Here is a 23884-nt window from a genome sequence, read left to right as displayed (position 1 = left end):
TCGCCTGGGCATCGCCGTCGCGCATACGGCGATTTCCGGATGTCCACAACGGTCGGTCGCCGCCGGCGTTCGGAAGCTCTGCTTGCCTGCGATCTGATCGGGTTAGAAAGGGCTAGATTGGCCGAAACCCGCCTGTCCGCTTCGGAGAAAGTCGGTCAGAAAAGCGGACAGGCTCCTACCGACCCAACCCCGTCACCGCTTCCTCGTCGGGACCGAACGGAAAGCGGTCGTTCGTTGCGCTGTGCGTTCCGGTTTGTAGCCGAGCTGCGTGGGGAACGTGAAAGGTGGGATCAGTCGATAACCGGAGGCAAACCTCCAACAATCGGTCACTCCTCGTCATATCGATGTCCTAGGGCAAGCTCATCGTTTCACCATCCGCACGCGAAAACGTGGCTTTTGGCCTCCCGCGAAAGTTCCAGGCGATCAGCACGTAGAACAGCGGGGTGACGAATAAAGCCAGCACAGTCGCCGTCACCATTCCGCCGAGTACGCCGGTGCCGATGGCCCGCTGGCTGGTCATGCTCGCGCCCGTGGCGACGGCGAGCAGCACGACGCCCAGGATGAAGGCCAACGAGGTCATCACGATGGGACTGAAGCGTAGCTCGCACGCCTCCAGCGCTGCGTCGCGGACCGACCGGCCCTGGGCCACGAGGTCCTTGGCCACCTCGATGATTAGGATGGCGTTCTTCGCGGTCAGGCCGATCACCGTGATGAGACCGACCTTGAAGTAGACGTCGTTGGGCATGTCCCGCAGCAGCATGGCGAAGACGGCGCCGACCACGCCGGTTGGCACCACAAGCAGGACGGCCAGCGGGATCGACCAGCTCTCGTCGAGCGCCGCGAGGCGGAGGAAGACGCAGAACAGCGACAGGGCGAGCAGGTAGACCGCTTGGCTCCCCGAGAGCTTCTCCTGCAGGGACTGCCCGGTCCAGGCGTGGTCGAACCCGGGCGGCAGCTTCGCCCCGAGCCGCTCCATCTCGGCCATTGCATCGCCGCTGGCGTAGCCCGGCGCCGCGCTGCCGCCGAACTTGATGCTGGGGTAGCCATTGAAGCCGACCACCTGCGACGGCCCCATCGTCCATTCGATCCGCGCGAACGATTGCAGCGGCACCATTTGCCCCTTTGCGTTGCGCACGTTGAGATCGAGCAGATCCCCCGTCTTCATCCGCCGCCCGGCCGCGGCCTGGACGATGACCCGCTGCATGCGGGCCTGGTTCGGGAAGTCGTTGACGTAGGCAGAGCCCAGGCTGGTCGAGAGCGTGTCGTTGATGTCAGCGAAGGTGACGCCGAGCGCGTTCGCAGTCTCGCGGTCGAGGATGAGCTCGATCTTGTCGGGGGCGATACCGGAACCGATACCCCGGCGCCGTGGACAGCACGGATCTGCCGTTAAGCGCTTTAGAGCAGCCGTCTAATTGGCCATTGCCGATGGCCCGAATATTGAACGAGGTCACAGAGCTTCTCGAACACCCCCGCACGAGACTTATGCCGCGACGTTCGATAAAGTCTTCGACGCGAGCAGCACCCCGGCGGTCGAGGCACGAACGGATCGCGATGAGCGAGAACACGGAGCGGTCTACCGCATCGGAATGGTCGGGTCCGGAACGTCGGCTTGCCGCGATCTTCGCGGCCGACATAGCTGGCTATTCCCGAGCGATGCACGCCGACGAAAGCGGCGCGATGCGGGCTCTCCAGGCCATGCGGATGATCGTCGACCGCCTTATCCTGGTGCGACGAGGACGGATCGCCAACACGGCCGGGGACAGCGTGTTGGCCGAGTTCGCATCTGTAACGGACGCTGTCTGCTGCGCCGTGGCGATCCAGCGGGCGCTTGCCGACGCCGAGGGCGACGCAGGACACTTTCGCCTGCGCATCGGGATCCATATCGGCGACATCATGGTGCATGCCGGGGATCTTTTCGGCGACGGCGTCAGCATCGCGGCGCGTTTGCAGACGGCAGCCGATCCCGGTGCGTTAAGGCTCTCCGAGGCGGCCTATCTTCAAGTGCGCGGCCTTCCCGATATCCGCTTCATCGATCTCGGTCCGCAGCGCCTGAAGAACATCGCCCGGCCCCTGCGCGTGTATGCCGTGCCCCCACCGGATGGACAGCCATCGCGCGCCGTCCATGCACGCCGCGTCCGCGCAGCCCTTCGGCCACCCCTCGGGGCGGCCGCCGTTCTGGCTACCGCCGCAGGGCTGGCTATGGCCTGGCCTCACCTCGTCGGATCCGAGCGGGGGGAAGCACCGCGCGTGCCTGCGCGACCGAGGCTGTCGCTCGTCGTCTTGCCGCTCACAAATCAGAGCGGCGACACGGACCAGGATTATCTCGCCGAGCAGCTCGCCGAGGATCTCTCCGCCGACCTCGCCCGCGCGCCCGGTACCTTCGTGATCGCTCACGGCACGGCTCAATCCTACAAAGGGCGGCAGGCCGAACCGCGCGCGATCGGTCGAGAGCTCGGCGTGCGCTACGTCGTGCAGGGCAGTTTGCGGCACAGCGCTGAGCAGGTGCGTTTCGCCGTCCAACTCACGGACGTCGAGACTGGCGCCTCCCTCTGGGCGGACCACTACGACGGACCACGCGCCGCTGTCGGCGCCACGCAGGATGTCCTCGTTACACAGGTTGGCCGCGCGCTCGGTGTTCGTCTCTTAGAAGCTGCGACGCGCGCGCGCGCGCGCCGGTCAGCCGGCGGATGCGGTAGATCTGGTCATGCGCGGCCAAGCCCTGCTCAACCGACCTTTTGCACGCGAGAATCATGCGCAGGCCCTTCCTTTGTTCGAGCGGGCCCTCGGGCTCGATCCGGAGAATGTCGACGCACGACTTGGAATGGCCGAGGTGCTCGTCGATGGGGTGCTGAACGGCTGGACAACAGAGCGGACTGCCGACCTCGATGCGGCCGGAGCGCGCCATTGCCTTGGTGCTGCAGGATGATCCCACGCACCCGTTTGCGCATTACCTGCGCGGTGAGACCTTGCGCGCCCGATCTCGCTACTCGGAAGCGCTCGCCGCGTTCGACCGGGTTCTGACCCTGAATCAGAGCTTTGCGCGGGCCCACGCCTATCGTGGCCTCATCCATATCTTCCTCGGTCGGGCAGAAGAGACGGAGCGTGACATTGCGGCTGCGATCCGCCTCAGCCCGAAAGATCCTTTGCTCGGCGCGTGGCTCGCAAGGGAAGGGCTGGCCAAGCTTCATCTCGGGCAGGATCAGGAGGCGATCGCACCGCTACGCCGCGCAGCGGCCGTAAACCCGCTGTTCGACTTCCCGCATCTCTATCTCGCCTGTGCCTTTGCACGGCTGAATCGGGATGCCGAGGCTCAGGCGTCCCTCGCCGAGTTTCTCAAGCTCCGGCCCGGCTACACCCTCGCCCGCTATCGAAGTCTGACCTCCACGGATCCGAACTTCCTCGCCCAACGCGAGCGCATCTACGACGGGCTTCGACGCGCGGGTTTGCCAGAGAGTTGAACGCATTCAACGAGCCGGTCGAATCTGTGGGCTAAAGACAGCAAACAGCTGCTTTTGGCCGAAAGCAGCATGTCTGCTTCGGAGAAGTTCGGCCAGAAAAGCGGACGGGCTCCAACCGAACCAACGTTGCCGTTAATTCCCACGCCTGGGCATCTCGGAGGCGGTCGTTCATTAATGGATATCGTCGCGGTCGGAGCGTCCCTGGGCTCTGTGTAGTAGCTTGCTTGAGTATCTCGTAGCGTCGCTCGACCATCGGGTTGGGCAGCCGGTGTTCAGTGATATGATCCGTGCAGGGCCAAGCCTTTGAAAGGTGCCGCGCGGAAACTTGCATCTCATGTCACATCGGCCAGCGGTGCATCGTCACTCACGTGAACCAATCACGTCGGGAAAGTTCGATGACCAAAGCCATTCCGGTACTCGCCGGCATCCTCGGCGCAGGACTGGCCGGGAACGGCGTGTTCATGCTCGTCGCGCCCGAGGCATGGTATTTCGCGGTACCGGGCGTGACGACGACAGGGCCCTTCAATCAGCATTTCCTGCGAGACATCGGCCTGATCTTCGTGTTGATCGGGGCGGGGTTCGTGTACGGCGCGGCCAGACCCGGACCGCGCTCGCTGCTCTGGACGCTTGGTGCTGTTTGGCTCTCGGGCCACGCGCTGTTCCACTTTTGGGAGGTTGCGGTGGGCATCTGCGGGCCGGAGGTTCTGTCCCGCGATTTCCCCGCGGTGACGCTTCCTGCACTTATCGCGGTCGCCTTCAGCGTCTGGTCGTTCCGCCATGCCGACCATCGATGATCCGACCCGCGTCTTCGAGCAGGAGCGGGCGCGGCTCGTCCGGCTCGCCTACCGCATGCTCGGGTCCCTCGGCGAGGCCGAGGACGTTGTACAGGACGCATGGCTACGCTGGCGACACGTCGACCATGCCGAGGTCGCCTCGGCCGGCACCTTCCTGTCGCGGACGGTCACGCGGCTCTGCCTGGACGTCATGAAGTCCGCCCGGGTCCGGCGTGAGACCTATGTCGGTACCTGGTTGCCCGAGCCTATCGCCATGGTCCCGGACGAAGCCCCCGGCGACGACCTGACGCTCACGCTGATGCTTGCCCTGGAGAGGCTGTCGCCGCTTGAGCGGGCCGCGTTCCTCCTGCACGACGTCTTCGCGGTCCCTCTCGCGGAAATTGCGGTCACCCTGCGGCGGGAGCCACCCGCGATCCGTCAGCTCGCCGCGCGAGCCAGAAAGCACGTGCAATCCGCCCGCCCGCGCTTCCCCGTCGAGCGGGAAGAGGGGGCGCGTATCGCCAAGGCCTTCTTCGAGGCCTCGACGACGGGCGATGTCGCTACGCTGCGCAGCATGCTCGCCGATGCCGTCGTGGTGCACTCCGACGGAGGAGGAAAGGTGCTCGCCTTCCCGCAGCCCATTGTCGGAATCGACAAAGTCACGCGCATGTTCGAGGGGGTCGCGCGTAAATCGTGGATCCAGCATGCCCGGAAGCTGCAGGACCTCTGGATCGATGGCCTGCCGGGCTACCTTAGCATGGAGCCGGGCGGGATGCTCCAGACCGTCGCCCTGGACATCCAGGGCGGGCAGATCGTCGGCATTTACTTCACCCGCAACCCGGACAAGCTCCAGCGCATGGCGATATCGTTCGGTGGGGCGGTGGAAACGCCGACGCCTCACTGAGCCTCACCGGTGGGCGATCGCCAGCTCCCTACGGCAGACCGTCGAGAACGCGCAAAGCGGATCGAGGTCGCTGGCGTGGCGGATGTCGGCGAAGGCGGCGAGATCCTTATTCGGGGCGAAATAGGTCTCGCCGATGCGCTGCATGACACGCTCGGCTTCCTGGAGCGTCTCCGGCTCCCCGAAGAGCCGGATCTTGCTCACGATGGCGTAGAGGTTCACCAGCTTGGCCGGATCGTCGAGGTCGTGCTGGAAGGCGTCGCCGAACAAGGTCGACGCCTCCCGGATGAACTTGCCATAGAGCGCTTCCCGTCGTGCTCTGTCCTGCACCAAGAGGGTCGCGTGCTCCTGGCTGTGTTGCGTCAGCCAGGTGGTCGCGAAGGAGGCCATCGCGCCGATGGCCGACCCGGCCAGCGCGGACAGCGCTGAGATGTAGGCAGCATCCATCGGCGGGAGACCTTAGGCCGTGCGCTTCGGCTGCGCCGCCAGCCAGTCGCCGTAGCGTCGCTGCGAGAGCCATGCGTCGCCTGTGGGCGTAAGCCAGGGGCCACCGAGGACCACCCCGAAATACGGTGCGGTGTCGTCCGTGCGGACCTCGTGCGTCTCGCCAAGGCCCTGGAAGTGACGCCTCACCAGCTCGACCATCGGCAGCCGCTCAGGGCCGGCGATCTCGACCATGCCGTTGCGCGGTGGTGCCAGCGCGGCCTCCGCGACCTTCGCCGCAACGTCGGCCGACGCGATCGGTTGGATCGACGCGGAGGTCATGCGCGCGACGCCGTCGACGAGCGCGGCTCCCGCGATGGCGGCGACGAACTCGAAGAACTGGGTGGCGCGGACAAGCGTCCAGGGCACGCCCGCCGAGGCGATCAGTTCCTCCTGGGCGAGCTTGGCGCGGAAGTAGCCGCTGTCGAGCAGGAGCTCGGTTCCGACGACTGAGAGCGCGACGTGGTGGGAGACCCCGGCATCCTTCTCGGCCTCGGCAAGGTTCCGTCCGGCGCGGACGAAGAAGTTCATGGCCGCGTCGTCGGCGAACGATGGCGAGTTGGCGACGTCGACCACCACGCCGGCACCCTTCAACGCCTCTGTGAGCCCCTCGCCCGTGACGGCGTTGACGCCGGTGTTCGGCGAGGCAGCGAGGACCTCGTGTCCAGCGGCTTTCAGGGTGGTGACGACCTGCGAGCCGATCAGCCCCGTGCCGCCGATGACGACGATCTTCATGTGGTGCTCCGTCCTGTGTCCGGTCCCGATGGGGACGTTCGAAACCAAGACGAGAGTGGTCCCACCTGGTGTGACATCAGCTCCGATGAAGCGTTCCGGGCGCCGTCCAAAAGCCCCTACAGTGCCGATTTTCGCCGTGGGACTTGGATCGATCTTCGCCTCGATCTTCGCTCGGCTAAAGGGAGCATGATTCGAGCGATAGCTGCCGGTGTGCCGCTAGAACTCCAGTTCGACCTCAAACGTTGGTGGTTAGAACGAGCGCAATCCTCCGCCACATGTGGCGGGAAAGACTGCTTGCAGGACGGTGATGGATGCTTTCGCCCCTGCCTCAACTCGGACGGCTGGAAGGACGATCTGCCCCAATGTTGATGCGGCGCCTGATCGCAGTCTTTGCAGCCGTCGTGCTCTGGTCACTGTGGGTGCTCTGCATCCTCCTGACCCTCCCGGTGCTCCTGAACGTTCCGGGCGAGGCCACCCCGGGAGAAATCGCTCTCTGGCTCGCAGTCCTCTATGCCGTTGTGACCTATCCCATCGTTCTCCCGGTGTTGGCGGTTGTGAAGGCGTGGGCCGTTCGCAAATCCAAGCCGACGATACTCGCGGCGATCCACACTGTGACCTGGGGAGCTTTTGTAGGGGTCATGGCAATCCTCGCTACCCTCGCAGGCGCCTTCTATGCCCACGAACAGGCGCGTCCGGTGCTGACCCGGGAGGAAGGGTTCACCAACTCTTACGCCAACGCGATCCTTCGTCAGGATACCGCATGGATGGACCGCATCCTTAAGGAAGGGGCTGACGTCGATCACCCTATGTCACTCGGTAGCACGCCTGCCTCGATGTCGGCCGGCTTCGGAGATTGGTCCTTGGTCCTGTTCCTGCTCAGTCGCGGAGCCGACCCAGACCGGAAGGACGATCAGGGCAGATCGGTGAGGACGCTTGCGGCTAAACCTCCTGCACTTCCTAGAAATGCGGCCGAAGCTTACGCACTGGATGGTGTCCGCAAGCTTCTCAACAAGCGGTGAACACAACCCTTTCTTGCCAACCCTATTCGAAAGGCGCCTGAATGCCTTACACCTATCTTGACCTTAGGCCGGTCCGGCCGATGTCGACCCTATCCAGATATTCAGCCAAGCTGCGATAGGTCAGCTCATGACGGACCATACACTCATCGGTAAGCACGTTTCAGAGTTCTTACCCCTGCTTGGCCCCTCGCCCGCGGTTACGGATCGACCACCGGAAGGCGATCCCGAACATAGGCTCGATCGCCACATCGAATGTCCGAGTCGTGGATTGGCTATGATGATCGATGCGAGCGACGTCTGCTGCTGCGTTCAGTGCTTCGGTGCCGGAAAGGACCCATCGTACTGCGAGTTCGCGGGTGACCTGCCGGGTGCGGTCAGGTTCCGGAACTCACGGAACGATGCGAGGGCGATCATGGGTCCGCTGGTAAGGAGCAGCGATGGTGGCGCCACCGTGTCTGGGATCGAGCATAGGCCCTGGGATCTGTTTACGCGCGATGGGCTGCGGGTCCACTTAGAATATACCAACGGCTGCAATCGCATCTTGATGGTGTCGGTCATGCTCCCGTCCACGGAAAGCTGAACGTCTGCTCCCCACCAAGGTTGTATGAGAACGCCGGTTAAACCTCGGCGGCCACGTTCTTGGACGAGGTCGAGCGGGCCATCAGACGATAGGAGTGGCATTGGAGCCGTCGGTAGCGGTGCGAGGTCGATATCTTGAAACTCGGCGCTTCAGAGCCTTGCGAACATAGGCGGCATCCGAGACGTATGAAAGAGTTCCCGGCCCAATCCATGCCTTAACCTGATGCCACTGACCCGACGCTTGGTAGGGTGTCCCTGGCGCCGCGATCACCCTGGCCAGCAAGGGAGCATGCTCTGGCCCGGGATCGATTTGCCCCCTGCTGCGCGCACGCTTAGACCGCCAACCGCGATGCGGCAGGACGTACCGTCAGGAATGAACCGGATGACTGAAAAAGCGACCTCTCTCCTTGTGTCCGGCGTACTTTGCACGTTCATCGCTGCGCACACTGCACACGCTGAAGAAGCGACGCAGCCCTTCACCCTGGCGTGCATCAACAATGGCGGCAAAAAAATCTACTTCAGCATCGACCTCGCATCCAAGAAATGGGCCTTGATGAAGCCGAATGGCGAGCGTGAATCGAAGATACAGGAAGTCGCGCTTCAGTCCGACGATGTTATCAAGCTGAAAAACCCGGGTGGCTATTTCCTGGTCAATCGAAAGACTGGCGCCATGGACCTGATCAAGGGTGAGAGCCGCAAGGTCGATAGGATCTCGTGCCGCAAGCACGACAGCTTCATCCCGATTCCAGTGGACGAGCGTCCGGCGAACAAATTCTGAGTGACCCGTTCTGGCTCCGAACGCATCCGAGGAGGCGGGTATCCCTGACGTAGCTAATTCGCGCATGCCCTTGCGCTTGCGTTCCGTCACGCACCTGATCGCCGCCACCGTCCTCCTACCCCTGGGCATCCTGCTCCTCGGCCTGTGGGAGCAGGAGCGGGCCGGCGCCGATTGGGCCGACCTCGCCGCCGAGCGGGAGCACCTTACCCGGATCGTCGCGGATCTGGAAGCGCGGGCGCCGCCGGACGGGCGCCCCGATTTCCGGATGCAGTTCCGCCGCAACGGCAAGGGTTATGGCGGTCCACTCGCCCTGGTTCAGGCCCGGGCGGCCCGGGACGAGGTCGCGACCCTGACGACGATCATGGACTGGCGCCGCCTGCTCCCGCCCGTGGTCGTCGCGGCCGGGGGCGGCGCCGCACTCCTGTCGATCCTCGTGCTCCTCGCCGGCGCCGCTCTCGGGCGGCTGGGGCGGGCCTCGCGCGACGCGCTGGTGGCCGGTTTCTCGTGGATGCGCCGCCTGCTGCCGCCGGTGCTCGCCCTCCAGGTGCTCTTTACAACGGCGGGCTTCGTCGCCGCCGTGGTCTTCGAGGCCGGGTTGCTGGCGCGGCCCGGGCTGGGCGGCGGCGAGATCAAAATGCTGTTCGTGGCCGTCGTCGCCATCGGGGCGGTCCTGGTCGCGGCGGGCGCCACAGTGCTCGGCCTGCGCCGGGCGCTCTCCGCCTTCGAGCCCGACCCCCTGTCGATCTTCGGCCGGGTCGTGTCGCCCGCCGAGGCGCCGGGCCTGTGGCGGCTCACCGAGGGGCTGGCCGACCGGCTCGGAGCGCTGAAGCCGGAGGCCGTGGTGGTCGGCCTTACCGGAGGCTTCTTCGTCAGCGCCGGCCCGGCCGTGGTCGAGCCCGGCGGCGCGCCGCTGACGGGCCGGATCCTCTACCTGCCGCTGCCCTACCTCGCCCTGCTGCGGGGCGACGAGGTGGCGGCGATCATCGGCCACGAACTCGCCCACTATGCCGGCGGCGACACCGTCTACAGCCAGCGCTTCCTGCCGATCTATGCCGGCGTCGGCCGCTCCCTCGACGCGGTGGCGCAGGGGCATGCCGGGACCTTCGGGCTCCTCGGCCCGTCCTTGCGCCTCGGCGTCTTCGTCATGGAGAACTTCCACCTCGCCGTGCGTCACTGGAGCCGGACCCGCGAGTTCACGGCCGATGCGGCGGGCGCTGGCCCGGCCTCCGTGGACGCCGCCGCGCGGGCGCTCCTGCGCACGGGGGCGGTGGCCCCCCGCATAGCCGAGACCTTGGACGCCGCCGCCGAGGCGCCCGGGTCCGCCCCCGCCGACCTCGTGGCGGCGAGCCTCGACCACGCCATCGCGCGCGGCCTCGACGATCCGGCGACGCATCTCGAAGCGGAGCAGGCCCACCCCACCGACACCCATCCGCCGACCCGCGAGCGCGTGGCGGCCCTCGGCCGGACCCTCGACGCCGAACTCCTGGCCGCCGCCGCCGCCGTGCCGCCCCCGCACGCGCTCGGCCAGCTCGCGGCCTACTTCGCCGATCCCGCCGGCCTATGCCGCGCGGCGACGCACGACTTCCTCGACGCCGTGCGGGCCCACGACGCGGCGTTCCGCGCCCATCTCGAAGCGACGGTGGCGGAGATCGGCACCGAGGCGCGGATGCTGCGCGAAAGCACCCGCCCGGGGGCCATCGCCCTCCTGGTGGCCGGCGGCTTCTTCATCGGGGTCGCCCTCCTGTGGCTCGCCGCCGGCCTGCCCGGCCTGTCCGCCAGCCAGGCGGGGGCCGTTATGGGGGTGGCGCTGGCCTGCGGGGCGGTCCTCGGCGGCATCGGCGGTTTCCGGCTGTGGCGGGGCGAGCGCACGACGATGATCCTAAGCCCCGATTCCATGGCGGTGCCCGGCCTCGACCGGCCGATCCCCTGGGACAGCATCGCCGACCTCGACATGACGACCCGGCAGAACGGCGTCGTCACCCGCCTGCTGCTGCCGCCGGAGGCGCCGTTCCCGCAGGCGGCGCCGGGCGGCCGCAAGGTGAAGCTCGATCCGGGCCGGCGCATCGTCACCATCACGGCGGGCCTGCCGTACCGGATGTCGGTACAGGACTTCGCCGGCCTCATCGGCCGCTACCGGCAGGCGGCGCAGGCGCGCCGTGTCCTGGCCGAGACCGCGGCGGCCTCCGAATCCTCCCAGACTCCCGTGATCCCGTGAGGTTCCGAGCATGAACACCGCCGCCGACCGCCCCGAGCCCCTGCGCCTGCCGCCGCCCCGCCAGGGCTGGGGCAACATCTTCTGGACCCTATTCGGCCTCGTTGCGCTAGCGGCCCTCCTCGTCGCCTGCGCCGTCTACACGGCCCCGCCGGTGATCTCGGATTGGCAAATACGGGACACGGCGCGTCCCGTCGCCGCCGCGCGGGTGAGCGACGGCAAGTGCAGCGCCAAGATCGTGCTCCATCTCTGCGACATGACCCTCACCCTGCCCACGCCGACGGGCACGGTGGTGCGCCGGATCAATACCGTGTTCACGGGCATGCACGTGGGCGATTACAGCGTCCGGGTGCTGGCTGATCCGGCCCGGCCCGACCTCGTCACCACCGATCTCGCCCTCGACCGCCTGTGGAACCGCACCGTCACGCTTCTAGTCATCGCCGGGGCGCTGGCGGTCATCATCGTCGCGGCCCTCGCCGCGATGGTGCGCAACCGGCGCGCCGGCGCGATGGGCTAACGCGGTCGCGGCCCGGGCGGATCGCTCCGAAACACGAGGGATAAGGACCAGCACATGATCGTCTTCTGGACCGGGCGCGGCTACTGGGTCGTCCTCTTCGTGGCGCTGGCGATGTTCCTGCCCCTGATCCTCCTGCGGCAGGTCGACGGGCCGGAAGTTGACAGGGTGGTCTGCCTCACCATGAGTCTCGCGGCGCTCGCAGTCCTCGGTCTCGGATGGCGCTGGAACCACGGCACGACCTTCGGGCCGGCCGGGCGCGACCACGCCTTCTGGGGTCTGCCGATGCAGGTCTGGGCCGTGCCGATGCTCGTGTTCGCGGCCCTGCTCGGGACCGGCACCATCACCACGGCGGATGCTCCGCGCGCCCGCCCTTCCTTCCAGGAATCCGGCGGCGTTGTCCGGTGAATCTCAGCCCCGCGTCACGAAAAACCAGTTCGGCGCGAGGCGGCGGTCGCTCTCGGCCCCGGAGCCGGGCGGAAACGCATCGTCCGGCCGGTACACGAACGACGTGCCCCAGGGCGTGCCACCCGGGATCGGTTCGTCCAGGCCGATCTCGCCGCCGGGACCGCGGGTGAACCCCGCGAGCCCGAGGCGTTCGAGGGCGCCGCAGAGGGCGCGGTAGCGGGCGTAGGGAACCCCGAGTTCCCGCAGGAAGTCGATCTCCCGCAGGCTGTCCGTGTCGCGCGAGCCTTGCGGGCGGTAAAGGGTGACGCGCTGGCCGTTGACGAGGCGGGTGCTCTCCCACCACGCCGTTCGCTCCGCCTCCGCCGGAGGATCGTCCCGCCCGCGTTCGAAGGACACCAGGGTGGGCATGGCCGCAATCTCCGCCACCACGGCGTCCAGCCGCGATCGGTTCAGAACGAAGTAGCCCGTCGTCGTTCCGAACGCCGCCCAGATCACGGCAGCAGAGAAGACCGCCAGGGCCAGGAAGGCCGCGACCCGGCGCTTCGCCGCGCGGGCGAACGCCGGCACCGCGACGACGGCCGCGGCGATCCCCGGGGCCGGCGCGTAGGCGACGAGGGCCCAGCCGAACACGACGACACCGCAGCCGCCGACGATGAGGGCCGCCCTTCGCGTCCCGTCGGACCGAGGGGCAATCATGGCGGGACGATCATCGCCGAGAATCCCCGACCAGAATCCTCGAACGGCGCCGTCCTCGAACGGCCGCACGGTCGATGCGAGCGCGTCGCGCCGGGAAGTGCCGGCCCAGGAGCACGAGGCCGAGCCAAGCCAAAACCCAAGCCAAAACCCAGGCCGAAAACCACGCCGCGAGCCAGATCTCGTACAGGTGGGCGTCGAGGGCGGCTTCCCCATCGAGGCCGAGCCAGCGCGCGAGCCCGTGCGGGACCGGAAGGTCGGTCCAGAGGAAGACGCGCAGGACCGGGATCGAGAGCAGGCCGACGGCGAGGACGAGGCCGGCCGCCCGGTAGAGGGGCCGCGCCGCGCCCTCCACGGTGCCGACGAGGCCGCCGACGAGGGCCGTGCCGAGCCAGAGTTCGACGGGCCGCAAGGTCGGATCGGTTCCGGGTTCGGCGGGCAGGAGGGGAAACAGCAGGAAGACCGGGGCGAGGCCGAGCGCCAGCAGCAATCCGAGGAGCGGAACGTGCAGCAGCCGCAGGACGCGTCGGCGGACCGGATCGCCGGCGTCGGGCCCCCGCTCAGCTGTCCGCATCGCGCGCCCGGTCGAGGGCCTTCAGGACGGCGGGGTCGCCCCGGTAGCGCCGTCGCAGGGTCCACTCGTCCGCCTCGGCGTCGTCGCAGCGCAGGCGCTTCACGGCCGCCACGATGGCCCGGCCGCGCGCCGCGTCCGTGGCATCCTCCCCGCCCCAGTGGTTGCAGTCCCGCAGCCGCGTCACGTACGCCGTCACGTCGCCCGGCAGAGCGGGCTCGGCCCGGACGGCGAGCGGCCCGAGGAGCGGCGCAGCGAGAAGCGTTGCGAGCGGCCCGGCAGAACGCTTGGCTACCTTGGAGAGAACGGTCCGCATGGCTCTCCATCCTGCCTTTCTTCGGACGTCCCGCGCCGTATACAGGGAACCCGCATGAGACGCAGCCTTCTCCCCGCCGCCCGCTTCGCCGCCGCCCGCTTCGCGCTCCTCGCAGCGTGCCTCCCCGCCCCGTCAGTGGCGGCGGGATGGGAGGCGGCGCGGTTCGAGTCGCCCGCGAAGACCGAGACCGCGACGTCTGGAGAGGGCAAGATGTCGGGGGAGGGCAAGCAGATCACCTGCACCACCTACCGCGATCTCATGGTGCGCGAGAGCGACGCCGACACGCCGGACCCCGAGGACGCGACCCTCGTGCCCCTCGCGAACGGCGCCGCCCCCGCCTGCGCCACCGCGCCGGGGCCGGGTGCGCGCATCCTGGCGACCGCCGGCCAGCGCTTCCTCGGCCGCACGGGCGGGTTCCTCGTCTTCGAGCAGGCGAGCACCAACGGCACCGTCCCGTTCGCGGTGCTCGACGCGGGCACGGGCCGCACCCTGATCCGGGACACGACCGCCGAGGCCAGCATCGACACCTTCGCGGTTGCGGACGGGACCCTGCGGCTCGGGTTCCAGCGCGGCGTGCAGGGGGCCTGCTCGATCCCGAAGCACGGCGCCGCGTGCTGGGCGCGGATCGCCCGCGACGGGCCGCTTCCACCCGCCGTCGCGGCCCTGCCGGCGCCCGTGAAGGCCTGCGCCGGGAGCTATCGGGCCGGAAAGGCCCCGAAGGACACGCCCAGCATCGTCTCGTTTCCCGTACTCTTCACGGGGACCGCCCCGCCCACCGTCGAGGCCGGCGGCCCGGTGCGCTGCGCCCCGACACCGTGAAGGCGATCTCCCCGTGAGGGCGGGTCTCACTTTGACAGCATGCCTGCCCCGTCATCGAACCATCACGCCAAGCCCGCATCCGGGGCCATCCTACCGAGAAACCGCCGTATGATCTCTCGCCGTCACGCCCTCGCCGCTGCGCTCGCCCTGTCGGTCCTGTCCGCCCCCTCGGCCATGGCCGAGCCGACCATCGGCCTCGCCGAGCGCCGGGCGATCGCGGCCTACCGCCAAGACCGCTACCCCGCGCAGGAGAAGGCGATCCAGAGGGCGGCGGGCTTCGCCGTGCCGGTGGAGGTGGCGTGGGACGACCTGACGCTCCCGGGCGACGCCAAGTACTATTCCGACCCGGACTATTTCGAGAAGACGATCTTCGAGCCCCTCGCCGCTGGGCTGAAGGAGGTGGCCAAGGACAAGATGGGCCGCGACGCCCTGGCCGCGAAGCTCAAGACCATCCGCGTCCGCTTCGACGAGAACACCGCGCCGGCCTCGAACTACGCAAAGCGCCTCACGTTCGACGGCGGGGTCCTCGACGTGAACTGGCGGCCGTTCACCAACGTCACCGACTCGAAGGAACGGGCCGAGGCCGTGGTGAAGCTGCTGGAGAAGGGCCTCTGACGGTGCGTGATATCGCCCTGAGCCTCGCCGCCCTGCTCGCCGCCTGCGGCGCGGCGGCGGCCGAGCCGGCCGCCCGGTCCGGCACCTACGACAGCCTGACCCTGGCGATCTCCGGCGATGAGGTGGCGGGGGTCTTCGCCGAGCAGCGGGGGGCGGCTGATGCCGGTAGCCCGCAATTCGCCTGCGTCTTCCTCCTGCGCGGGACCCTCGCGGGCGACCGGGCCAAGGTCGAGACGTGGTTTCCCGACGAGCCGGAGCGCATCCCGGGGGACCTCGCCTTCACCCCGGACGGCGCCGCCCTGACCCTCGCGGAGGATCACGGCGGTTGTTCGATGACCACGGGCACCATGGTGGGGACCCCCTACGCGCTCTCGCGGCGTGCTGCGGCGACCCCGTCCGGATGGATCGGCGTCGGCCTCGTGACGGCCGAGCGCACGGCCTTCCGGCCGGAACCCGGCCCGGCTCCGGCCCGGGCGCCCTACCTCGTCCGGCTCGATCCCGTCGCGGTGGTGGAGCGGCGGGACGCCTGGGTGCGCGTGCGCTACCGGGGGGAGAAGGCCCCGGTCATCGGCTGGCTGCCGGCGGCCGACCTCGCCGTGGTGACGCCCTGACCCCCTCGCCGCTCGAACGGGCCGAAGGCCCGCCGCCGACCACAAGATGTCCCATGCGCCGAACGCTGTCCCACACCCTCCTCCAGCTGATCCTCGTTGCCGGCCCGGCCGTCGCCCAGGCCCCCGCCGCGCCGCCGCGCCCGGCCACGACCTGGGTGCCGGTGGAGGAGCCCATGAGCGCGCTCCTCAACGGCGGCCACCGCATCGTCTCCGCCTCCGGTCCGAGTTTCACCCTCGAGCGGGGCGGCAAGTACGTGGTCTGCGAGGTGCGGCCGGCGGGCGGGATCCGCGGGGCATCCGAGACCACCTCGACCTGCCACCGCGTGAACTGAGGCCGGTGCGATGGAAGCCAGGGACGCCTCCCTTCGCGCGCGGTTCGACGCCCTGTGGGCGCGGACCGTCGGCACGCCCGGCGCGGCGGCGTGGCGGGCCCTCGACGCAGGCTACGGCGCGGCGGACCGGCACTATCACGGCTGGCCCCACATCGCGGCGCTGCTCGCGGGGCACGATTCCGTGCGGGCGCATCTCGATTTCGCGGGCGTCGACGGCGACGCCATCGATCTCGCCATCGCCTTCCACGACGCCGTCTACGACACCGTCCGCGCCGACAACGAGGCCCGCAGCGCCGACCTGCTGCGTGCCGAGGCGGGGCCGGCGTCCGGGGATGCGCGCGTCCGGGCCGCGATCGCGATGATCCACGCGACGGCGGCGCACGGCCCGAGCGCGGACCCGGCGACCCGGCTCCTTCTCGACCTCGATCTCGCCGTGCTCGGTGCGCCGCGCGCCGTCTACGCGGCCTACGCGGCGGCGATCCGCCGGGAATACACCGCCGTTCCCGAGGCGGCGTGGCGGCTCGGGCGCGCCCAGGTCCTCGACCGTTTTCTCGCCCGGCCGCGCCTCTACCAGACCGACCTCTTCCACGACCGCTTGGAGGCCGCCGCCCGCGCCAACCTCGCGGCGGAAGCGGCCGGGCTCCGCGCCGGCCCCCCGGAATAGTGACGTCCCGCATGCGTCCCTCGCGCCGCGTCGCGCTCCTCGGCCTGCCCCTTGTGCTCGCGGCCTTCGCGGCGGAGGGCCGGTTCGGCACCACGCGGTACCGCCTCGCCGGGACCGCGTACGCCGTGCCCGACGCCTACGAGTTTTCCCGAAACGTCCGCCTGCCCTGGCTCGACGCGCTCCCGGGGCTCGGCTGGGAGCTGGCGGACTCGCTCTGGCTGTTGCTGCCCGCCGCCGAGGTCGCGGCGGGCCTCGCCGGCTACAGACCCCTCAGCCGCGGCCATGCCGGCCCGTTCGAGGCCGATCTGGTGGTCCACATCGTCGGCGACCCGGACGGGCGCCACTTCGCACCCCTCCACGCCCGGCAATGGGGCAATTTCGATGCGCGGCTGGCCGAGGGCGCGCCGTGGCGGCCTGACCCGTCCGGCGGCGAGCGCCTCGTCCATTCCGAGGGCGTCGACCACCGGCGCTTCTACCGCCTCCCGTCCCGGCACGCGGCGCGGCCGGCCGACCAGGCCCCGCCCAGCTGCCTCGCCTCGGATACCTCGGACAGGCGCGAGGTCTCCACCTGCACCTACCTCGTCCACCGCGGTGGCCCCACCTACGATTTCTCCCTGCGCCCGGAGAATCTGGCTGTGGCCGACCGCGTGCCGGCCTACGTCCTGGCGCGCCTCGCGGCCTGGAAGCGGTCGGCGCCGGCCCGGGAGAGGGTTCCCTGATCCGCCGCGACCCGGCCTACTGGCAGCGCCTGCGCAAGGACCGTCCCTCGAACGTGGCGGCCGGGCTCGCCCTCGTGGCGGGCCTCGCCGCCACCGTCTCGGTCATCGGCTGCCTCGTGCCCGGACCGCACGGCGCCGCCCGGGCCCAGCCGCTCTACTGGCTGTCGATGCTGCCCCTGGTCTGGTGGGCGAACAGCCTGGTGCGGTTCGAGCCGCGCGCGGTGCCGTGCTGGTGCTCCACCCTGGCCCTGGACTGCTTCGGCGCCGGCGCAGGCCTCGCAGCGGCCCTGTGGCGGGCCGAGGACTGGTCGCTGCCCGCCCTCGGCTTCGCCGTCACCCTTGCAAGCGCCGGAGCAAGCCTCGTGGTCCACCGCGACAGCTTGGTAGCGCGCGAGGGGCCGGCGCGCTGAGCGCCACGGACCCGTCAGCGCAGGCGGATCGGCCGCAGCGGGCCGTGGAAGAAGCCGGGCTCCATCCCGATGGCGGCGGCGCGCTCACCAATCACGGCGAGGCCGCCCAGCAGCCCGGCAATGGGAGCATCCAGCAAGCCCGGATGGTTCAGGGCCTTGCCGATCTGGCGGCCCTCCCACCAGAACTCCGCGAAGAGCAGGGCGAGGAGGCCGAGCAGCCCCCAGGTCACCAGGCCCTGCCCGAGGAAGTAGACACCGTAGGGCGGCGACAGGATCGTGCTGAGCTTTGCTAGACCGATCACCCCGGCAAAGCCCAGGACGAGGATCAGGAGCAGGCGGACCAGCAGGCGCCGATACAGGCGCAGGGCCAGGTTGAGTTCCTCGACGGAGGAATGGTCGAGACTCAGGGACATCCGGTTCCTCCTGTGCGGTTCTTCCGCCTGATACGGTCCGGGAGGTGTGGCTGACGGGCGGCCGCCCCGCAACCGGCACCGGGGCTGGTGACATCTCGGGGCCGGACGCCCATGCTCGTCCGTGGATGCGAGGAGCCCGAACCGTGCTGGCGATCCTGGACCGCCTGTTCTCCCGATCCGCCACGCCTGCCCCCGCGACGGGCCGCCTCACGCCCGAGCAAGCGGCGGCGATCGCGGCGTGCGCCGCGGCGGGAACAGGCACCGCCACCACCGGCACGGCCGTGCCGACACGGACGGACACCGGCCTCGTCTGGGACGTCTGCGAAGTCGCCTACGGCAGCGGCTGGCGCGTGTGCGTGGACGACGCCACGGGCGCGCCCGGCCCGGTCGGGCGCTGGGGCGTCCGGTGAACCGGGCAGTGCGAGAACGAGCGCTCGGTGCGCTCGTTCTCCTCGGGCTGACGGCCGGCCTCGTGCCCCAGACCGTGCGGGCGCGTGACGGAGGGCCCTATCCCTTGGCCTGCCGCGACGTGCACGCGGATTTCGCCCGCCATGAGGGGTGTGCCCGGCGCGCGGGCGATTGGATCCGCATCGATCCCGCCCGCCTCGCGCGCATGCCGTTCAAGGACGGGGTGACGGAGATCGTCGTCGACGGGATCGGCTGGCTCTGGACGCGCCGCGACGGGCTGGCGCTGCCGGTGTTCCCCCTCGACAACGGGCCAGACCCCTTCGCGCAGGGATTGGTGCGCGCTCGTCACGCCGGCAAGGTTGCGTTCCACGACCGGCGCTTGTGCCGGGTCCTCACCACGGATTTCGACTGGTCGTTCCCGTTCAACGCTCGCGGCGAGGCCCTGGTCTGCCGGGGCTGCCGCTCGGACGGGCGCCAGCCGTCCGCCATGGTCGGCGGCCGATGGGGGCTGATCGATCGGCGCGGCCGGCTGACGAGGCGGTTGGAGAAAGGCCAAGACGCCGCCCGGCGCTACTTCGACTGGCCCCGATGAGGAGCGGACGACGCGATCGCGATCCCGTGCAAAGGTTCAGCAGCCGCTCTCCGTCTGCCCCCATTGAGAGACGCCGATGCGACCCGTAGAACGCACACTCCTCGGCATCAGCCTGCTCGTCTCCCCGCAGACTTGCGGAGGCGTAAGGACGGGCATTTACCTTGAAGGAGACATCAGTCCTGTCTTTAGGGATCTTCAGCTGACCTCAGCCTGGACGCACCCGACTCTCATTCTTATGGCAAGACTCTAGATCGCGTACCGAGCGGTTGTAGGTCTCGTTGAAGCGTTGCGCCGGTTGGCTCGGATCACCCTTGGTGCGAATGTCCCGGGCGACGTCCCGGCCATGCCCAATCACGCTTGCGACCGTGTCGGTGTAGCCGGTGCAGGATGAGTTCGCCTTCGGGCTCATGCCGTCGAGGACCGTGCCGAGGTGGCGGTTGGCGTTCGAGACCTCGCTGAGTGCGGCCAGGAAGGGAGCGACATCCGCCTTCGGTCCCAGTGCCTCGAACCGCCGGACCGCGCGGCGCAGGGTGAGGCTGGTGGAGAGGAGGCGCCCTGCCGGCGCATCCTCCGGCAGGGCCGCCAGGCGGCGCTCATCCCGGGCGATCTCGCGCTCGAACAGGGCCGTGCCGTACGCGTCCATCGCCTTGGCGGCTGCGTCGACCCGGGGAACGAGGATCGCATGCTGCTCGCGGGCGAACTTGAAGCCATCCTCCTTGAACTCCCGCGTGGTCTGATAGCGTGTGAGCGCCTTCAGGATGGGATTGACCTCGCGCAGGGCCGCCAGCAGCCGGGCGGCCTGAGCATCCACCTCTGGCACGACGCCCGGCAAGGCAACGGCCTTCTCCAACTCGTCGATGACCCCATCGAAATCCACGATGCCGAAGTGGTACCAGGCGTTGGCGCCGAGCTTCGTTCCGAGCTTGAGCACCCGCTCGTTGTCGCGCCGGTAGTCGGCCAACTGCTGCTCCAGGGGATGAGACCGGACCAAGTGGTTCTGGGCCTCGGTGTAGGCATTGGCTTTCGCCAAAGCCTGAGCCTCGGGCGTCTGCGCCGGCGCCGGGCGGGCGGTCGCCCGAGCCGAGCCCGGCGGTGGCGGCGGGCTCTGCAACAGGGCCTGGGAAGCCGCGGGTGCGGCGGGAAAATCGCATTTGAACGCGTCGATCAGGCTTTTGCGCACGGCCTCATGAGCCTGGGCGCACTGATAGGCCACGGTCGCGCGCGCGCCCTCGTTGCGCAGGACCGACTCGCGGAAGCTCTCGCGCATCGTGCCGATGCCCTGGCGGATGCCGGGACGAGCGGCTTCCGGTACGCCGGGGCTGGCCGCGCATTGGGCATAGGCATCCAGGAAGGCGTCACAGCTCTCGACGCCCACCGGTGTGGCCGGCGTGACCGCCACCACGGGTGTGGCCGAGATCCCCCACAGGAGGGCCAGCGCGTAGGCCGAACGGTGAGACATGCCGAGCTTTCTCGTGGAGGCTGTGCTGCGCATTCTGGTCCTGGAAGTTGAAGCGGTGGGCCCTGGGACGACGACGCTAGAGATTGCGGAGGGCGAGCAGCGGGACGAAGGCGGCCAGTACGACGGGTGCCGACCAGTACTCCATTCGGATCCAGAACAGCGCGTGCCGCCGTGTGAGCAGCACGCGCGCATTCGTGGCGGGATCGATGAGTTCGCGCGGAGGCGTGATGCTGAGGCGTCGACCGACCACCTAGTTCAAAGCGGCGGCGGCGAAAAGGCCAAGGTTGAAGGCGAGAAACGCAAGTTCGAAGTGTCGAAGCGCTTGCAGCGATAGCTGGGCCAATGCACCGACGATGATCGCGGCGCCGACGACAATGGGGACAACTAGGATGCCCCACCCGACCAGATGAACAGGATAAATTTCAACTCGCAGTTGAAATTCGTAGATGAGGCGGTGGCGCGCCGCGCCGAGCCACACCCCTTGATCAACGAGCTTCGTTACGACAGCTCTGTGATAGCCTCAATGCTGCGGCTTGCGATGACCAACAGGGCCGCTTCTCCTGGATACACCGTGCTGTGGTGTAGCGTGCTAGTGCATCCTGAGCTTTGATCAGCAGCCACGACAGCCTTCCTGCTATGTAGGCGGCTGCATGCGCACGAGGAGCCAAGCACCCACTAGCTTCTCCCCACCTTAAACGTCCAATTCTGCTAAACTGGCATTCAGAATCGGACAGACCGCTAACCACACATCCCAGCCGTAGGCCGCTTCTCTCGTCAGCCTGGAAGCGGACCTTCCCAAGGCTCACGCTAGGTCGCGCGCGGCCGCACAAAACATCACGGTGCGCCTCTTTGCGTAGCGTGCCCCTATGCGAACGGTCGATCCAAGTTGGTGGCGTCCGCTTACGGAATGCCGTCACAGCCAGCTGAATGGCCGGGATGGGCGCGAAGCCGAACGACCGCTTTTGCGCCCATCGGCGATCCGGCATGGCGTAGGCTGGCCGATAGCCGCATGTCCGCTTCAGAGACGGCCCGGCGCAAAAGCAGACGATCCCCTTGCCACCCATGGCAGCGGTGCAGACAGCCGTAGGCGCGGCCTGAAAGCTGCCCTTCGTCAACCGTCCAACACTTTTGGCACGGTGCGGTTTTGCGGCGGTCCGCTTCCGCGCGACAATGCCGAGTGGTCCCGATGCGACGCTCGGTAGCGACGCCGATAGCTCCTGCTGGTGTGGAATGCCGCCCGCATCGCTCCGCGGATTAGCGCACGGAGAAGGGCGACTGGTAGGGGCGGCCGAACGGGACGCCGTTGTTGACCGTTTGCACCGGCGCTAGAAAGCCCTTGCCGTCGCGTCGATTGTTGCGGGTGTCCACCATCGAGAGCGGGCGCTCAACCCACTCCATCACCGAGACATCCCCGGGCGCGCCGACTTGCAAGGTTCCGAGCTTCGGGACGCGGTCGATAATGCCGGCCGGCTTGTGGGTCGCCATCGCGATCACCTGCTCCAGGCTGAAGCCCAGCGGCAGAAACTTGCTCATCACCACCGGAAGGAAGGGCATGCCGGGGGTGTTGCCGGAGAAGACGTGCAGGTCCGACGAGATCGTGTCCGGCGGCGCGCCCTGCGCGATCGCAGCCTCGGCGACGGTGAAGTCGAACGAGCCGCCGCCATGGCCGATGTCGAACACGACCCCCCTGCGCTTGGCCTCCAGGGCGGCCGGCAGCAGCTTGCCGTCCTGAACGATGTTCGTGAACTGACCGGCGCTGTTGGGCGCTCCCGAGTAGCAATGTGTGAGGATATCGCCCGGCCGCAGCAGATCGAGGATTTGACTCATCAGCGCCGGCGTCTCGACGCCGCCGATATGGACCATCACCTTCGCCGGCCGCCCCGACATCTCACAAGCCTGAATGGCCCGCTTCAGCGGTTCGGCCCCATGCTTGAAGATGACGTTCTCGGACATCCGGACCTTGGCTCCGATGGCGAAGTCCGGGTTCTCGGCGATCGCCAGGGCGCAGGCCTCCACTTGCGCGTTGTCGAGATTGTACAGCTCGGCCACCGGGAAGGCGGAGAGGCCGTTGTTGGCGATGTGAATGAACGCGAACATCCGCGTCCGCGTCTGGGCTGCAATGTGACGCCGGAGCGCCGCGATGTTGTTGGCTCCCGCGTCGCCCGCCGAGACGACGGTGGTCACCCCCGAGAACGGGACGGTCTCGTCGGCCGGGATGCCGATCGCCGAGCCGTAGGGATAGGTGTGGGCGTGGAGATCGACGAGCCCTGGCAGCACGAGCTTGCCGGAGGCGTCGATCGTCTGCTTGGCGCGCTCGGCGGGGATATCCGGCTCGAGGGCGGCCACCACGCCGAAGCGGATGCCGACGTCACGCTTGGCCCGCAGCGACTGGCTCGGGTCGATGACCTCCCCACCCTTGATCAGCAGGTCGAAGCGGTCGGGCACGGCGGCGGCCGGCCCCACGGCCGCCACGGCGCCAGCGAGTCCGAGCCAGGTACGACGCGACAAATCTGCCATTGTCCAACCTCCCGCGGGACGCCGCCGCGCGCCGTTGGTCGGTGCGTCGGCCTGCAGATCCCGTTGCACAGCGCACGTTCTGCGACGGCGCCGGGCCGGAGCGTAGCTTTCGCGATGCTCAAGCTGCAAGGTTTCGGAGAAATCGTGCCTTGACGACCGCCGGAGATTATATCGGTTGCCGGCGGATCGCCCCGGCCTGCTGCAGAAGCTGGCGAACGCCCGACGAAGGGCTGTTTTCAGGTTGCGCCAGTGGCGATCCGCGCGACCTGGTTGGGTCGTAAACGGTCGGGGCGGCCATGTCCGCAGCGATGGCATTGCCGCCCGGAAGCGGATCGGCAGAAATCCACCGGCTCCAGACGTAAGGGCGACTCCCGCCAATTGCATAGAAGCGGACCTCCCGAACCTCAGAGAGGGGTCGAAAGCAGCTCCTCGCGATCGGTACAGAGCCTTCAGTTTTGGACCACTACATTTAGAGCCATGTCCGGCTGGGTTGAATCGTTGGGGGTAGCGGGCAGTCTGCGGATCTGATTCGATGTTGGGCTTTCCGAGGAGGTCGGGATGCCGTCAGCGCTATCGATGGATCTGCGAGAACGCGTGATCGCGGCGATCGAGGCGGGAGCTTCGCGCCGACAGGCGGCCAAGCGCTTCGGGGTCGGCCCATCCAGCGCGATCCGCTGGCATGAACGCTTCCAGGCGGAGGGCGCGATCGCACCCCGGCCCTCGTGCGGGCAGCGACCCGCACCGGCCATCGAAGCGCACGCTGAGCGGATCCTTCAGGTCGATCGGGAGCAGCCGCAGGCCTTCCTGCACGAGGTGCGTGATATCCTGGCCGAGCAGGGTGTCCGCACGAGCGTCAGCGGGCTGTGGCGGTTCTTCGCCCGGCAT

27 protein-coding genes and 2 pseudogenes are annotated in these 23884 nt (G+C 68.5%); 20 read left to right on the top strand and 9 right to left on the bottom strand.

The window, feature by feature from the left end; all coding sequences use genetic code 11:
- Positions 1 to 349: 349 nt before the first annotated feature.
- Positions 350 to 1339 (bottom strand): annotated as a pseudogene (locus tag FV233_RS19940) (efflux RND transporter permease subunit); the annotation flags it as partial.
- An 86-nt stretch (positions 1340 to 1425) separates the two neighbouring features.
- Between FV233_RS19940 and FV233_RS31755 the strand changes: the two are divergent.
- The 4 genes and pseudogenes from FV233_RS31755 to FV233_RS19910 form a co-directional block, all read left to right on the top strand.
- Positions 1426 to 2031 (top strand): annotated as a pseudogene (locus tag FV233_RS31755) (adenylate/guanylate cyclase domain-containing protein); the annotation flags it as partial.
- Positions 2032 to 3017: 986 nt separating this feature from the next.
- Positions 3018 to 3458, top strand: coding sequence for a hypothetical protein (locus tag FV233_RS19920; RefSeq protein ID WP_348642245.1), 441 nt, complete (start codon positions 3018 to 3020; stop codon positions 3456 to 3458).
- Positions 3459 to 3853: 395 nt separating this feature from the next.
- The gene (locus FV233_RS19915) at positions 3854 to 4252 is read left to right on the top strand and encodes a hypothetical protein (RefSeq protein ID WP_147853701.1); all 399 of its coding nucleotides are present in this window, start codon (positions 3854 to 3856) and stop codon (positions 4250 to 4252) included.
- Positions 4236 to 5135: a sigma-70 family RNA polymerase sigma factor gene (locus FV233_RS19910; RefSeq protein ID WP_147853700.1), complete on the top strand. Its 900-nt coding sequence runs from the start codon at positions 4236 to 4238 to the stop codon at positions 5133 to 5135. The genes FV233_RS19915 and FV233_RS19910 overlap by 17 nt, the downstream gene beginning before the upstream one ends.
- 3 nt (positions 5136 to 5138) lie before the next feature.
- Here the strand turns inward: FV233_RS19910 and FV233_RS19905 are convergent, their stop codons facing one another.
- Positions 5139 to 5579 carry a hypothetical protein gene (locus tag FV233_RS19905; protein ID WP_147898523.1) on the bottom strand — a complete coding sequence of 147 codons (441 nt, stop codon included), beginning with the start codon at positions 5577 to 5579 and terminating at the stop codon, positions 5139 to 5141.
- Positions 5580 to 5591: 12 nt separating this feature from the next.
- Positions 5592 to 6350 (bottom strand): SDR family oxidoreductase, encoded by a 759-nt coding sequence (locus tag FV233_RS19900; protein ID WP_147853698.1) that lies wholly within the window; start codon positions 6348 to 6350, stop codon positions 5592 to 5594.
- A 368-nt stretch (positions 6351 to 6718) separates the two neighbouring features.
- On the opposite strand from FV233_RS19900, the gene FV233_RS19895 reads away from it, so the two are divergent.
- The 5 genes from FV233_RS19895 to FV233_RS19875 all read left to right on the top strand — a co-directional run bounded on the left by FV233_RS19895 (position 6719) and on the right by FV233_RS19875 (position 11860).
- Positions 6719 to 7369, top strand: a complete 651-nt coding sequence (locus FV233_RS19895) for a hypothetical protein (RefSeq protein ID WP_147853697.1) — start codon at positions 6719 to 6721, stop codon at positions 7367 to 7369.
- A gap of 961 nt (positions 7370 to 8330) precedes the next feature.
- Entirely contained in the window at positions 8331 to 8726 is a 396-nt protein-coding gene (locus FV233_RS19890; RefSeq protein ID WP_147898522.1) for a hypothetical protein, read from the top strand.
- A gap of 64 nt (positions 8727 to 8790) precedes the next feature.
- Positions 8791 to 10941: a M48 family metallopeptidase gene (locus FV233_RS19885; protein WP_147898521.1), complete on the top strand. Its 2151-nt coding sequence runs from the start codon at positions 8791 to 8793 to the stop codon at positions 10939 to 10941.
- 10 nt (positions 10942 to 10951) lie between these two features.
- On the top strand, positions 10952 to 11455 hold the full coding sequence (locus tag FV233_RS19880) for a hypothetical protein (protein WP_056186785.1): 504 nt from the start codon (positions 10952 to 10954) through the stop codon (positions 11453 to 11455).
- A 54-nt stretch (positions 11456 to 11509) separates the two neighbouring features.
- Positions 11510 to 11860 carry a hypothetical protein gene (locus tag FV233_RS19875; RefSeq protein WP_147898520.1) on the top strand — a complete coding sequence of 117 codons (351 nt, stop codon included), beginning with the start codon at positions 11510 to 11512 and terminating at the stop codon, positions 11858 to 11860.
- A 3-nt stretch (positions 11861 to 11863) separates the two neighbouring features.
- On the opposite strand, the gene FV233_RS19870 is transcribed toward FV233_RS19875, so the two are convergent.
- From FV233_RS19870 to FV233_RS19860, 3 genes are read right to left on the bottom strand one after another with little or no spacing between them, the layout of a single operon-like run.
- Positions 11864 to 12556 (bottom strand): hypothetical protein, encoded by a 693-nt coding sequence (locus tag FV233_RS19870; RefSeq protein WP_147898519.1) that lies wholly within the window; start codon positions 12554 to 12556, stop codon positions 11864 to 11866.
- Between the two features lie 10 nt (positions 12557 to 12566).
- Positions 12567 to 13127, bottom strand: a complete 561-nt coding sequence (locus FV233_RS19865; RefSeq protein WP_147898518.1) for a hypothetical protein — start codon at positions 13125 to 13127, stop codon at positions 12567 to 12569.
- Positions 13114 to 13440 (bottom strand): hypothetical protein, encoded by a 327-nt coding sequence (locus FV233_RS19860; protein WP_147898517.1) that lies wholly within the window; start codon positions 13438 to 13440, stop codon positions 13114 to 13116. Before FV233_RS19860 ends, FV233_RS19865 begins: the two co-directional genes overlap by 14 nt.
- Before the next feature lie 54 nt (positions 13441 to 13494).
- On the opposite strand from FV233_RS19860, the gene FV233_RS19855 reads away from it, so the two are divergent.
- The 7 genes from FV233_RS19855 (at position 13495) to FV233_RS19825 (ending at position 17610) form a co-directional block, all read left to right on the top strand.
- Positions 13495 to 14259 (top strand): hypothetical protein, encoded by a 765-nt coding sequence (locus tag FV233_RS19855; protein ID WP_238263010.1) that lies wholly within the window; start codon positions 13495 to 13497, stop codon positions 14257 to 14259.
- Positions 14260 to 14367: 108 nt separating this feature from the next.
- A complete protein-coding gene (locus FV233_RS19850) occupies positions 14368 to 14874 on the top strand; it encodes a hypothetical protein (RefSeq protein ID WP_147898516.1) in 507 nt (168 codons plus the stop codon).
- Positions 14875 to 14876: 2 nt separating this feature from the next.
- Positions 14877 to 15485: a hypothetical protein gene (locus FV233_RS30460; RefSeq protein WP_187278171.1), complete on the top strand. Its 609-nt coding sequence runs from the start codon at positions 14877 to 14879 to the stop codon at positions 15483 to 15485.
- 53 nt (positions 15486 to 15538) lie between these two features.
- Positions 15539 to 15817, top strand: coding sequence for a hypothetical protein (locus FV233_RS19840; protein ID WP_147898515.1), 279 nt, complete (start codon positions 15539 to 15541; stop codon positions 15815 to 15817).
- A 10-nt stretch (positions 15818 to 15827) separates the two neighbouring features.
- Complete coding sequence (locus FV233_RS19835; protein WP_147898514.1) at positions 15828 to 16481, top strand: hypothetical protein; 654 nt, start codon at positions 15828 to 15830, stop codon at positions 16479 to 16481.
- An 11-nt stretch (positions 16482 to 16492) separates the two neighbouring features.
- Entirely contained in the window at positions 16493 to 17200 is a 708-nt protein-coding gene (locus FV233_RS19830; RefSeq protein WP_147898513.1) for a hypothetical protein, read from the top strand.
- A 53-nt stretch (positions 17201 to 17253) separates the two neighbouring features.
- Complete coding sequence (locus FV233_RS19825; RefSeq protein WP_238263008.1) at positions 17254 to 17610, top strand: hypothetical protein; 357 nt, start codon at positions 17254 to 17256, stop codon at positions 17608 to 17610.
- A gap of 14 nt (positions 17611 to 17624) precedes the next feature.
- Here the strand turns inward: FV233_RS19825 and FV233_RS19820 are convergent, their stop codons facing one another.
- Positions 17625 to 18023 carry an ABC transporter ATP-binding protein gene (locus FV233_RS19820; RefSeq protein WP_147856545.1) on the bottom strand — a complete coding sequence of 133 codons (399 nt, stop codon included), beginning with the start codon at positions 18021 to 18023 and terminating at the stop codon, positions 17625 to 17627.
- Positions 18024 to 18166: 143 nt separating this feature from the next.
- Here FV233_RS19820 and FV233_RS19815 point away from each other — a divergent pair, with 143 nt between their 5' ends.
- Positions 18167 to 18433: a hypothetical protein gene (locus FV233_RS19815; RefSeq protein WP_147856546.1), complete on the top strand. Its 267-nt coding sequence runs from the start codon at positions 18167 to 18169 to the stop codon at positions 18431 to 18433.
- 8 nt (positions 18434 to 18441) lie between these two features.
- Complete coding sequence (locus FV233_RS19810; protein ID WP_238263004.1) at positions 18442 to 19023, top strand: hypothetical protein; 582 nt, start codon at positions 18442 to 18444, stop codon at positions 19021 to 19023.
- 205 nt (positions 19024 to 19228) lie between these two features.
- Here FV233_RS19810 and FV233_RS19805 read toward each other — a convergent pair whose 3' ends face one another.
- Positions 19229 to 20482 carry a DUF3829 domain-containing protein gene (locus tag FV233_RS19805; RefSeq protein ID WP_147898512.1) on the bottom strand — a complete coding sequence of 418 codons (1254 nt, stop codon included), beginning with the start codon at positions 20480 to 20482 and terminating at the stop codon, positions 19229 to 19231.
- Between FV233_RS19805 and FV233_RS30455 the strand changes: the two genes are divergently transcribed.
- Positions 20481 to 20816, top strand: coding sequence for a hypothetical protein (locus FV233_RS30455; protein WP_187277875.1), 336 nt, complete (start codon positions 20481 to 20483; stop codon positions 20814 to 20816). The genes FV233_RS19805 and FV233_RS30455 overlap by 2 nt on opposite strands.
- 920 nt (positions 20817 to 21736) lie before the next feature.
- On the opposite strand, the gene FV233_RS19795 is transcribed toward FV233_RS30455, so the two are convergent.
- Positions 21737 to 22999 carry an amidohydrolase/deacetylase family metallohydrolase gene (locus FV233_RS19795; RefSeq protein WP_147856758.1) on the bottom strand — a complete coding sequence of 421 codons (1263 nt, stop codon included), beginning with the start codon at positions 22997 to 22999 and terminating at the stop codon, positions 21737 to 21739.
- Between the two features lie 558 nt (positions 23000 to 23557).
- On the opposite strand from FV233_RS19795, the gene FV233_RS19790 reads away from it, so the two are divergent.
- On the top strand, positions 23558 to 23884 hold a 327-nt coding region (locus tag FV233_RS19790), incomplete at its 3' end, for a helix-turn-helix domain-containing protein (RefSeq protein WP_147898511.1).

Origin of the sequence: Methylobacterium sp. WL7 (genome assembly GCF_008040085.1) — a bacterium.
In the GTDB taxonomy this organism is placed as follows: Bacteria; Pseudomonadota; Alphaproteobacteria; order Rhizobiales; family Beijerinckiaceae; genus Methylobacterium; species Methylobacterium mesophilicum.
This window is presented reverse-complemented; position numbering and strand designations above follow the sequence as displayed.

What these genes read in the sequence shown, in the direction of transcription:
- FV233_RS19915 (WP_147853701.1), top strand. Translation starts at nt 3,854, where the DNA reads ATGACCAAAGCCATTCCGGTACTCGCCGGCATCCTCGGCGCAGGACTG.
- FV233_RS19910 (WP_147853700.1), top strand. Translation starts at nt 4,236, where the DNA reads ATGCCGACCATCGATGATCCGACCCGCGTCTTCGAGCAGGAGCGGGCG.
- FV233_RS19905 (WP_147898523.1), bottom strand. Translation starts at nt 5,579, where the DNA reads ATGGATGCTGCCTACATCTCAGCGCTGTCCGCGCTGGCCGGGTCGGCC.
- FV233_RS19900 (WP_147853698.1), bottom strand. Translation starts at nt 6,350, where the DNA reads ATGAAGATCGTCGTCATCGGCGGCACGGGGCTGATCGGCTCGCAGGTC.
- FV233_RS19895 (WP_147853697.1), top strand. Translation starts at nt 6,719, where the DNA reads ATGCGGCGCCTGATCGCAGTCTTTGCAGCCGTCGTGCTCTGGTCACTG.
- FV233_RS19890 (WP_147898522.1), top strand. Translation starts at nt 8,331, where the DNA reads ATGACTGAAAAAGCGACCTCTCTCCTTGTGTCCGGCGTACTTTGCACG.
- FV233_RS19885 (WP_147898521.1), top strand. Translation starts at nt 8,791, where the DNA reads ATGCCCTTGCGCTTGCGTTCCGTCACGCACCTGATCGCCGCCACCGTC.
- FV233_RS19880 (WP_056186785.1), top strand. Translation starts at nt 10,952, where the DNA reads ATGAACACCGCCGCCGACCGCCCCGAGCCCCTGCGCCTGCCGCCGCCC.
- FV233_RS19875 (WP_147898520.1), top strand. Translation starts at nt 11,510, where the DNA reads ATGATCGTCTTCTGGACCGGGCGCGGCTACTGGGTCGTCCTCTTCGTG.
- FV233_RS19870 (WP_147898519.1), bottom strand. Translation starts at nt 12,556, where the DNA reads ATGATTGCCCCTCGGTCCGACGGGACGCGAAGGGCGGCCCTCATCGTC.
- FV233_RS19865 (WP_147898518.1), bottom strand. Translation starts at nt 13,127, where the DNA reads ATGCGGACAGCTGAGCGGGGGCCCGACGCCGGCGATCCGGTCCGCCGA.
- FV233_RS19860 (WP_147898517.1), bottom strand. Translation starts at nt 13,440, where the DNA reads ATGCGGACCGTTCTCTCCAAGGTAGCCAAGCGTTCTGCCGGGCCGCTC.
- FV233_RS19855 (WP_238263010.1), top strand. Translation starts at nt 13,495, where the DNA reads ATGAGACGCAGCCTTCTCCCCGCCGCCCGCTTCGCCGCCGCCCGCTTC.
- FV233_RS19850 (WP_147898516.1), top strand. Translation starts at nt 14,368, where the DNA reads ATGATCTCTCGCCGTCACGCCCTCGCCGCTGCGCTCGCCCTGTCGGTC.
- FV233_RS19840 (WP_147898515.1), top strand. Translation starts at nt 15,539, where the DNA reads ATGCGCCGAACGCTGTCCCACACCCTCCTCCAGCTGATCCTCGTTGCC.
- FV233_RS19835 (WP_147898514.1), top strand. Translation starts at nt 15,828, where the DNA reads ATGGAAGCCAGGGACGCCTCCCTTCGCGCGCGGTTCGACGCCCTGTGG.
- FV233_RS19830 (WP_147898513.1), top strand. Translation starts at nt 16,493, where the DNA reads ATGCGTCCCTCGCGCCGCGTCGCGCTCCTCGGCCTGCCCCTTGTGCTC.
- FV233_RS19820 (WP_147856545.1), bottom strand. Translation starts at nt 18,023, where the DNA reads ATGTCCCTGAGTCTCGACCATTCCTCCGTCGAGGAACTCAACCTGGCC.
- FV233_RS30455 (WP_187277875.1), top strand. Translation starts at nt 20,481, where the DNA reads ATGCCGAGCTTTCTCGTGGAGGCTGTGCTGCGCATTCTGGTCCTGGAA.
- FV233_RS19805 (WP_147898512.1), bottom strand. Translation starts at nt 20,482, where the DNA reads ATGTCTCACCGTTCGGCCTACGCGCTGGCCCTCCTGTGGGGGATCTCG.
- FV233_RS19795 (WP_147856758.1), bottom strand. Translation starts at nt 22,999, where the DNA reads ATGGCAGATTTGTCGCGTCGTACCTGGCTCGGACTCGCTGGCGCCGTG.